The organism is Pedobacter sp., assembly GCF_035317785.1.
Classification (GTDB): Bacteria; Bacteroidota; Bacteroidia; order Sphingobacteriales; family Sphingobacteriaceae; genus Pedobacter.
In genome coordinates this window covers 1-8,518 of record NZ_DATHGC010000272.1, presented here as the reverse complement: position 1 = coordinate 8,518, position 8,518 = coordinate 1, and the positions used below count along the sequence as shown (strand labels likewise).

General features: G+C 43.8%; 13 protein-coding genes. 9 read left to right on the top strand and 4 right to left on the bottom strand.

Going from position 1 to position 8,518, the window contains the following annotated elements; translation table 11 throughout:
* Together VK541_RS16865 and VK541_RS16860 are read right to left on the bottom strand one after the other, a co-directional pair.
* The coding region (locus VK541_RS16865; RefSeq protein ID WP_324371506.1) for a hypothetical protein at positions 1 to 555 on the bottom strand (555 nt) is incomplete at its 3' end.
* A 53-nt stretch (positions 556 to 608) separates the two neighbouring features.
* Positions 609 to 983 (bottom strand): helix-turn-helix domain-containing protein, encoded by a 375-nt coding sequence (locus VK541_RS16860; RefSeq protein WP_324371505.1) that lies wholly within the window; start codon positions 981 to 983, stop codon positions 609 to 611.
* Between the two features lie 137 nt (positions 984 to 1,120).
* Between VK541_RS16860 and VK541_RS16855 the strand changes: the two genes are divergently transcribed.
* Positions 1,121 to 1,492, top strand: a complete 372-nt coding sequence (locus VK541_RS16855) for a DoxX family protein (RefSeq protein ID WP_324371504.1) — start codon at positions 1,121 to 1,123, stop codon at positions 1,490 to 1,492.
* Positions 1,493 to 1,545: 53 nt separating this feature from the next.
* Here the strand turns inward: VK541_RS16855 and VK541_RS16850 are convergent, their stop codons facing one another.
* Both VK541_RS16850 and VK541_RS16845 read right to left on the bottom strand, forming a co-directional pair.
* A complete protein-coding gene (locus tag VK541_RS16850; RefSeq protein WP_324371502.1) occupies positions 1,546 to 2,178 on the bottom strand; it encodes a DsbA family oxidoreductase in 633 nt (210 codons plus the stop codon).
* A 251-nt stretch (positions 2,179 to 2,429) separates the two neighbouring features.
* The gene (locus VK541_RS16845; RefSeq protein WP_324371501.1) at positions 2,430 to 2,957 is read right to left on the bottom strand and encodes a hypothetical protein; all 528 of its coding nucleotides are present in this window, start codon (positions 2,955 to 2,957) and stop codon (positions 2,430 to 2,432) included.
* A 52-nt stretch (positions 2,958 to 3,009) separates the two neighbouring features.
* Between VK541_RS16845 and tam the strand changes: the two genes are divergently transcribed.
* The 8 genes from tam to VK541_RS16810 form a co-directional block, all read left to right on the top strand.
* Positions 3,010 to 3,804, top strand: coding sequence for a trans-aconitate 2-methyltransferase (gene tam, locus VK541_RS16840; protein WP_324371499.1), 795 nt, complete (start codon positions 3,010 to 3,012; stop codon positions 3,802 to 3,804).
* Between the two features lie 121 nt (positions 3,805 to 3,925).
* On the top strand, positions 3,926 to 5,353 hold the full coding sequence (locus VK541_RS16835; protein WP_324371498.1) for a Gfo/Idh/MocA family protein: 1,428 nt from the start codon (positions 3,926 to 3,928) through the stop codon (positions 5,351 to 5,353).
* Between the two features lie 99 nt (positions 5,354 to 5,452).
* Positions 5,453 to 5,800 carry a gamma-glutamylcyclotransferase family protein gene (locus VK541_RS16830; protein WP_324371496.1) on the top strand — a complete coding sequence of 116 codons (348 nt, stop codon included), beginning with the start codon at positions 5,453 to 5,455 and terminating at the stop codon, positions 5,798 to 5,800.
* A gap of 19 nt (positions 5,801 to 5,819) precedes the next feature.
* Positions 5,820 to 5,915 carry a type II toxin-antitoxin system RelE/ParE family toxin gene (locus tag VK541_RS25750; RefSeq protein WP_349254764.1) on the top strand — a complete coding sequence of 32 codons (96 nt, stop codon included), beginning with the start codon at positions 5,820 to 5,822 and terminating at the stop codon, positions 5,913 to 5,915.
* Entirely contained in the window at positions 5,896 to 6,204 is a 309-nt protein-coding gene (locus tag VK541_RS16825) for a helix-turn-helix transcriptional regulator (RefSeq protein WP_324371495.1), read from the top strand. Before VK541_RS25750 ends, VK541_RS16825 begins: the two co-directional genes overlap by 20 nt.
* A 36-nt stretch (positions 6,205 to 6,240) precedes the next feature.
* Positions 6,241 to 6,708, top strand: coding sequence for a rhodanese-like domain-containing protein (locus VK541_RS16820; protein WP_324371494.1), 468 nt, complete (start codon positions 6,241 to 6,243; stop codon positions 6,706 to 6,708).
* Between the two features lie 11 nt (positions 6,709 to 6,719).
* Positions 6,720 to 7,427, top strand: a complete 708-nt coding sequence (locus VK541_RS16815) for a glycoside hydrolase family 16 protein (RefSeq protein WP_324371492.1) — start codon at positions 6,720 to 6,722, stop codon at positions 7,425 to 7,427.
* A 252-nt stretch (positions 7,428 to 7,679) separates the two neighbouring features.
* The coding region (locus tag VK541_RS16810) for a hypothetical protein (protein ID WP_324371491.1) at positions 7,680 to 8,518 on the top strand (839 nt) is incomplete at its 3' end.

The window sequence follows — 8,518 nt, the reverse complement described above, 5'->3', positions numbered from 1 at the left end:
CAGATCAGCACAGGCTCCGATGTTTTTATGGCCTTTGATTGCTGCCAGCACTGAGTCCGGGTGCCAGTAGATGCTGCTTCCTTTTTTATGCTCGTGAATGGCTATTTTGATGTTGTAGATTCCTGCCAGACTGTCTATCGTATTCCACTGCGATTTGGCCGGTTCGCAAACAAGGTATTTTACACCGAGCTCACGGCCCATGTCAAAAAACTTCTTCCATTCAGCAGCATTCTTTGCATCTGAAACATATATAGACGACATGGAGAGGCCATTGTCCGTCAGCATTTTTTTCATTAACGCAATTCCGCCTGCATCCAGGGCGCCCATTGTTTTGTTGTCAAAATCTGCTCCCATGTTGTGAAATGAAAAGCCTTCTACAAACTTTACCTCAGATTCTTTTGATAAAGAAAGGGCTTTACTGAAGGGATGCCGGTTAAAAGAATACAGTGCGATGCCTGTTTTCCATTTCTCGTTTTTTGAGGTAAAAGCCATAATGATTATCGCAGTAAATGCCAACACAAGTACTGTTAGAAGGTAATTTGATATTCTGCGCATAAGAATCGAATAAATGTATTAGCGGTTAGTCCTTTATAAATATAAGAAAATCCTTATGATAACTTACTTTTTCTGCTGGCTACAATTTTTTGCCGGTGGAGTTCACCCCAGCTCCTCAATTCATCCATCACTTTGTCTAATGTTTTGCTGTAGGGGGTGAGCTCATAGGTAACCGTTACCGGGGTTGTCGAAAACACCTTGCGCTCAACAAATTCATTAAGCTCCAGTTCCTTTAGCTCTTTGGAAAGGATCTTGGGGCTGATATCGACCAGGGAACGCTGAATTTCATTAAAGCGTTTTGGGCCATCGCTCAGGGCAATGATCAGTGGCAATTTCCATTTGCCGTTTAATACATACAAAGCATCCCTTACCGCAATAACATGGCGGTTACAGACTTCAGGAGTATGGACAATATCTTCAGTTTCCATAGGTGCAAAGATAAGAACTATCCCAAAGGATACTGGTATCCTTTGGGATAGTAGTATGTTTTTGATAGTGAATATAGCGAGGTTTGTACCGGAAAATCACAAGGGATTTCCAGATTAATTAAAAGCAGATTTATACAATGAAAACAATTAAAATTAGCTATTGGGCAAGTACAGCTATCGTAGCATTAATGATGATCTATTCCGCTTACGCTTATTTGACAGAACCAATGATGGACCAGGCATTTCAACACCTGGGCTTTCCCGCTTATTTCAGGGTAGAACTGGCAGTTGCCAAAATCATAGGGGCTTTACTATTGCTTGCGCCTGTAGCATCACGTTTCAAAGAATGGGCTTATGCCGGTTTCGGCATCACTTTCGTTTCTGCCTTAGTTGCACATACGATGTCAGGTGATCCGGTTTCAGCCCGCATCATGCCGGTTGTCTTTCTACTGCTGTTGGCCGCCTCTTACTACAGCTACAAGAAACTGCATATTCCCGCACAAGCTTAAAATACTATGCCTCAGGCTATGGCCTTTTTATAAGGACATAGCCTGTTCAGGAATTAACCTGCCCATGCTTGCTGCATCGCACCCAGAAATGTTTCAGGCGGTTGTGCGCCAGATACAGCAAGTTTCTGGTTGAAAACAAAAAATGGAACACCCCTCACACCGATTTGCTGTGCCGTTTGCTCATCTTCACGTACTTCATCTGTAAAATCAGTGCTGCGCAGCATTGTTTCTACAGTGATTTTGTCCAGTCCGGCAGCTGTACCTATTTCCACTAAAGTCTGATGATCGCTGATGTCTTTGCCCCTTGTGAAAAAAGCTTCAAAAAGATGTTCCTCGATCGCATCACCAAGCCCCCCGGTTTTGGCCAGCTGGATGAGACGGTGTGCGTCAAAAGAATTGGCCACCACCGAAATGCCAAGGTTAAACCTCAGTCCAACCTCTGCTGCGGTCTGGGTCACATTTTCATGCATTTCTTCTGCCCACTCCCGGGGCTTGCCATAACGGTCTGCCAGGTAGTCTACTGGATTTACATCTGGCCTGGTTTCCGCATTCGGGTCCAGTTCAAAGCTGTGCCACTCTATTTCAACCTGATCTTTGTGCTCAAACTGAGCAAGAGCGGTTTCAAATTTCCTTTTTCCTATATAACAGAACGGGCAGCGCACGTCCGACCAGATGTCAACTTTCATAGCGCAAAAATAAGGGCATGGTTTTGATAAGCAAAGCAATGAGTGATATTATGATGTTATGGTGATGGATGGGGCATTAAGCAGGATCCATCTTCGCATTTCTATTTAATCAATTTTTCAACCTTGACCAGGTGATCTCTCAGCTTAGGTAAATGCTTTTCAGCGTAAGTCTTAACAGTTTTTTTATGAGAGTTCCCAACTTTGACAAAAAATTAAAGTTATGGAAATCCCTTGAAGCAATGAATCAAATGTCAGTATTTCCAGTCTGGATGTTCGCGGTAAGGGATGTCATGATCGGTGATCATTTTTTTAATGCCCCGTTCCAGTTCAGTACTGAATTTTGGGATGCCCAGGACCTGGTCATTATCGAGCCTGGTCATGAAATAGGCGTAGGTCTCAGTAACTGTTATAAATGAAGAGAACAGATAACTGGCATCACCACTTTCCGTGTCAATGTATAGATGGTCATCATTGATTTTCAGTCGTATAGGGGAGCCGGCTAATGAAGAATAGTTTTTTCTGATAGACCTTCTTAGCGCTCTTTTGTAAGCAAGCCTGGTATACCAATTGCCAAAAAACAGATATAATGCAGCAATGCCCAGGAAGGTGGTGCCAATAAAAAGGTCCTCAAACACAAATCCTCCGATGCCAATTAAGGCAGTCATCGCAATAATATACCAAAAGGACCTCTTCCTTTTCGCAATTTTCTTTTCATTGGTAGAGATATCGTAAAGCAGTGGATTTAAGATGTCGTCCAGTGAGAGCTTATAAGTATACATGATTATTGATTTTGCTGCAATATATGCGTAATTTAGTAATAATATAATCATCATGAAGCTGCCTGAGAAAAGCAAAGCCGACACCTGGTCTGCAGAACAATACACTAAATTTGAAAATGAACGCAACCGGCCGGTCAAAGATTTGCTTGCCCATATACCAACAGTGCAGATAAAGAAGGCAATTGACATCGGATGCGGCCCTGGAAACTCAACCGAACTGCTCCGTCATCAATATCCGGACGCCTTGATCTCTGGTATCGATAGTTCTCCAGACATGATCAGCGCAGCCCGCAAAAGAATACCCGGCATTTCTTTTGAAGTTGCCGACATTTCGACCTGGCAAACTGAAGCGCAGTATGACATCATTTTGGCCAATGCCGCGCTGCAATGGGTGCCAGATCATGCGCACCTGTTCCCCGGACTGATTACAAAATTAACTGAAGGCGGGAGCCTTGCGGTGCAGATGCCTGACAATTTCAATGAGCCGACGCACCGCTTAATGCGTACAACCGCCACAGAAGGTCCCTGGGCAAAAAAAATTGAATATGCAGCAGAAAGAGTTGCGCGCCAAAGCCCGGACTGGTACTATCAAATCCTGAAGCCCGAAACCGTTTCGCTTGACATTTGGCGGACTACCTATTATCACCCGCTGGCAGGAGGCACAAATGCAATCGTAGAATGGTTCAAAGCAACCGGGCTGCGTCCGTTTCTTGATCCTTTAGATGCAGACGAGCAAGCTGCCTACCTGGATGCCTACACCGCCGCAATTGAAAGCGCTTATCCTGTGTATGCTGATGGAAGTGTTTTACTGCCGTTTCCAAGATTATTCATACTGGCAACACGCTAGCCGTAAATTCACGCAAACGTTTGTGCGTCATTTCATTCGGGTAATGGTTTTTTATTTAATAGTTTTAATCTGTTAACTAAACAGACCCCCAATATTATTTTTAACAACCAAAACTCATAAAATGAAACCAAACCGCAGAAAATTTTTACAGCAGCTTGCCTTAGGAACAAGCGCCATGGCCGTAGGTCTGCCTTCTTTTGCAACGGAAAGCATAAATAGAGAAGAAACGCCATCAGCAGCAGACCATCGTGGCAGTGCCCCAAGATTTAATATGAGCGGGTACGCTGCACCCAAGATTGACAAAGTAAGGATCGGCATTATTGGACTCGGGATGAGGGGCCCCGGCGCAGTGAGCAGAATGTCAATGATAGAAGGGGTAGAAATTAAAGCACTTTGCGACAAGCTTCCTGAACGGGCAACGAAAGCACAAAAATATTTAACAGATAAAGGACTGCCCAAGGCAAAGGAATATTCAGGCGAAAACGGCTGGAAAGAAATGATCGAGAAAGAAGACCTGGATCTGATCTACAGCTGTACACCCTGGTACCTGCATACCCCGATAGCAGTTTATGCCATGGAACACGGCAGACATGTGGCAACAGAAGTTCCTGCGGCGCTAACCATTGATGAATGCTGGCAGCTGGTGGAAACATCAGAAAAGACCCGCAAGCACTGCATGATGCTAGAAAACTGCTGTTATGACTTTTTTGAAATGCTGACCTTAAATATGGCCCGTCAGGGCTTGTTTGGCGAGCTGGTTCACGCAGAAGGCGCATACATCCACAACCTGCTGGATCTCAATTTTAATAAAAAAGGTTACTACGACATGTGGAGACTGAAACAGAATATAGGCAGCAGCGGGAACTTGTATCCTACGCACGGTCTGGGACCGATTGCGCAATGTTTGGACATCAACCGGGGAGACAAAATGGACTACCTGGTGTCCATGTCCAGCAATGATTTCCAAATGGGAAAAGAAGCCGAAGAAAGGGCAAAGACAGATGAGTTCTACAACCAGTTTGTGGGCAAAAAATACCGTGGCAATATGAATACGACAACAGTCAGGACTGCCAAAGGAAAGACGATGATGATTCAGCACGATGTTACCTCGCCGAGGATCTATTCCAGAATACACCTGCTGAGCGGAACAAAGGGTTTTGCCAGCAAATGGCCTGATCCTGAACGCATATCTTTTGGTGAAGAATTGGTAAAAGAAGCAGATTTAAAGAAATTATATGAAACCCACACACCACCACTCATCAAGCATGTTGGTGATATCGCTAAAAAAGTCGGCGGCCATGGAGGTATGGACTTTATCATGGACTGGCGCCTGATAGATTGCCTGAGAAACGGACTTCCATTAGATCAGGATGTGTACGACGCAGCAGCATGGAGCTGTATTCTTCCCTTGAGTGAAAAATCTGTTGCCAAGCGATCATCAAGTGTGGACATACCCGATTTTACCAAAGGTTCCTGGACCAGCAACAAGCCGGTTAACCTGACACTGGACGGAGGCGGCAATACCACCGTGAGAAGCATAAAATCATAATTCCATAAAATAAACTGGCAAAGCCCTGGGGAAACTCAGGGCTTTTGTTTTAGAGAAAAATAATGATTTTATATTTGTTGAGTTAAACCCTTATAAACTATGAATGAATACCTATTCTCTTACGGAACACTTCAAAAAGATAAAGTACAGCTGGAAACATTCGGGCGATTGCTGAAAGGTTCAAAAGATACATTGGCTGGCTATAAATTGTCGACAATCAAAATCACAGATGAAGATGTACTCCACAAAAGCGAGCAGGAGTATCACCTGATCGCTATCCCTTCAGAACAGGAAACCGATACCATCGACGGCGTAATTTTCGAAATTACACATGAAGAATTGCTGGCAGCAGACGGCTATGAGACAGACGCCTATAAAAGAGAAAAACTGACATTCAGATCCGGAAGAACAGCATGGGTTTATATTGCTGCTTCTCATACCCCTTAACCACACTGATCAGGCAATTATGAATGGTTTTCAGAAGAAAACGCAAAAGACTCCAAAAAAAGAAATAGAGAAGGCATCAAAATTAAAGCAGGAATATGAAAACAGTAAAAAGTGAAACGCAAACGTTAGCTCAATTCAAAGACAAGCATTACGGCAAAGTGGGTACCGAAAAACGTGATACACTTGAAGCTGGATATGAAAACTTCAAGATAGGTGCATTGATTCAAGAAGCCAGACTGGAGAAAGGGCTTACACAACAAGAATTGGCCGACCGGATTGGCACGACCAAGTCTTATATCTCAAAAATTGAGAACAGTATCAAGGAAGTGCGCTTTTCTACATTGCAAAAGATAGTCGAAATTGGCTTAGGAGGACATTTGGAATTATCGATAAAACTGCCTTAGCTGATTAGGATTCAAAATTATCGTATCTTAGATCGTATGAAAAAACTAGCGTTTAATATTGCATTTGCTGTCATGCTATTTTGTGTTTTCGCAGGCAAATCAAATGCCCAGGCCGTCAATCCCGGTCCGTTGCAAAGCAATCCCTGGACTGCAAATGAACTGCTGCAGCCCGGCATACTGGCCCAGATGATCAGTACCAATCAGAAAGTACGCATTTACAACATTGGGGTAGTGCAGGACATCAAAGGGGCGATCAATGTTGGTGCGGCCAGCAAAAAAGAAAGCCTGCAAAAGTTCGCTCAGGCACTTAAGACAAGTCCAAAAGGCGAAATGATCGTAGTGTATTGTGGCTGCTGCCCTTTCGACAAATGCCCAAATATCAGGCCTGCATTCCAGCTTCTTAAAGCACAGAAGTTTTCAAAGCCCTATTTGCTGAATCTGAGTACCAACTTAAAAACAGACTGGATCGGCAAAGGATATCCGCTGGCCGCTGCAGCGAAATGAAATAGACTGATATGAGAGGTGTTATTTTATTTTGGCTTGTTTGTTCTTTATCGGCCTCTGGGCAGCAAAATCTTTTGCGCTCCAAATGGAAAGAAGTATTTAAAGAAGATTTCAACGGCACAAAGCTGGACTTAACGAAGTGGAACCCTTACAATAGCCCCGGTCATGACAGGAACGGTTTGCGCCGGCCAGGAGCTTTTAGCGTAGCGAACGGCTTGCTTACTGTCACTGCAGAGATGATCGATGGCAATTTGGTTTCGGGAGGTATGGCGCACCGTGCAAACTACAAATACGGAAAATTCGAGTTCAAGGTACGTGCAGAACCGGATTCAAGTGCAGCAACCAGTGCAGTTGTTCTGACCTGGCCTGAATCAGAACAGTGGCCTGTCGATGGGGAAAATGACATTTATGAAACCTTAACAAATGCCAGCAGGAAGCCATTCCATACTTTCATTCATTACGACAAGACAAACAAACAACATCACTTTCAGCACGATGCAGATGCCAAAGAGTGGCATGTCATTGCAATGGAATGGTCGCCGGATTCTCTAATCATATATAGAGACGGCCAGCCCGTTTACACCCTGACTGATAAAAAAGCGATTCCCCAAGTGCCACATCACCTCTGCATTCAGCTCGATGCGTTTAAAAAGACAATGACGGGAAAAGTCAAAATGTACGTGGATTGGGTGAGGATCTACCAGCTCAATGATAAGTAGCCTTACTTCATTGCCCCGGCAATTTTTTGCGCATCAGGATCATCGCTGCCAGACAGATTTTATTCATGAACTCCAGGACATCAGCCTGGTCTTGGCTTTAAATTTTGAAGATTGGTACATAGCAAGCTTGAGAGATAAAGCACTAATTTACAAATTCTAGCTCATCTATGCCAAATTCTCATTCTGCATTGCAGGCTCCCGCCGGGAAATACATTTTTGTGATGTAATAATTAACGCTTATACTTAAACATCATGAAATTAAGAATCTTATTAACGCTCACATACCTGCTCTTGACTGGGAGCCTGACACCGGAAGCAACCGCACAGGAGTCAGGACAAAAACAGCCGCCCGAAAGCTATTTTAGATTTCACAACAGCAGATTGACTTCTTATTATACTGTAAGTGATAAATCACTTCGCGAGGGGGTACAACTTCTGCGGGAAACAAAAATAAAAGATAAAAAGATTTTTCCCGGAAAGTATGAAATAGGCCTTTTTAGTAGGATAAATGCCCAATCAGATCCTGCTGCCAATATATTCGGTTCGCCGGTCAAATCAATCAGCAAAGTCTATCCGAGTTATATCATTCCCGATAGTTCAGACGCGGTACTAGTAGCTTTGGGAATTACCAAAACCAATATCGGCAATTACAGATATCATGTGGTTAAAAACGACAGTATCGAACTCGTGCCCTGGTCGCCGATCCCAAAGCTGGAAAAGAAATATGGTGCTGACGCTCCTTATGGCGCAATAGGCACATTCAGATCTCCTGGCGACGTTATCCTCGTCGAAGTCAAAAATATCCAGGACTACAGCATCAGAGACGGTGTAATATTCGACTGGAGGGCAGAATATAAACCCCGGTTATCAAACCTCAGTGCCAATACTTCCAGAACCTATTACGAACTTCTTACTCCTAAAACCAGTAATAACTATTCAAAAAAGTCAACAGACGGTGGTTTTCCGGTGCATCTCCAGTTTCCGGCCGACTCTTTACTGGGAATATACTTTGACTTCAGTCACCACGAAACCATTCCTTACAATATATACCTGGAAAAGATGACCAGCGATTCTGTAGCCGAATCCACCAT

Bases quoted from the DNA above. Each gene is read 5' to 3' on its own strand.
- VK541_RS16820 (WP_324371494.1), top strand. From the start codon at position 6,241: ATGAAAAAACTAGCGTTTAATATTGCATTTGCTGTCATGCTATTTTGT.
- VK541_RS16830 (WP_324371496.1), top strand. From the start codon at position 5,453: ATGAATGAATACCTATTCTCTTACGGAACACTTCAAAAAGATAAAGTA.
- tam (WP_324371499.1), top strand. From the start codon at position 3,010: ATGAAGCTGCCTGAGAAAAGCAAAGCCGACACCTGGTCTGCAGAACAA.
- VK541_RS16825 (WP_324371495.1), top strand. From the start codon at position 5,896: ATGAAAACAGTAAAAAGTGAAACGCAAACGTTAGCTCAATTCAAAGAC.
- VK541_RS16850 (WP_324371502.1), bottom strand. From the start codon at position 2,178: ATGAAAGTTGACATCTGGTCGGACGTGCGCTGCCCGTTCTGTTATATA.
- VK541_RS16860 (WP_324371505.1), bottom strand. From the start codon at position 983: ATGGAAACTGAAGATATTGTCCATACTCCTGAAGTCTGTAACCGCCAT.
- VK541_RS16835 (WP_324371498.1), top strand. From the start codon at position 3,926: ATGAAACCAAACCGCAGAAAATTTTTACAGCAGCTTGCCTTAGGAACA.
- VK541_RS25750 (WP_349254764.1), top strand. From the start codon at position 5,820: ATGAATGGTTTTCAGAAGAAAACGCAAAAGACTCCAAAAAAAGAAATA.
- VK541_RS16815 (WP_324371492.1), top strand. From the start codon at position 6,720: ATGAGAGGTGTTATTTTATTTTGGCTTGTTTGTTCTTTATCGGCCTCT.
- VK541_RS16845 (WP_324371501.1), bottom strand. From the start codon at position 2,957: ATGTATACTTATAAGCTCTCACTGGACGACATCTTAAATCCACTGCTT.
- VK541_RS16855 (WP_324371504.1), top strand. From the start codon at position 1,121: ATGAAAACAATTAAAATTAGCTATTGGGCAAGTACAGCTATCGTAGCA.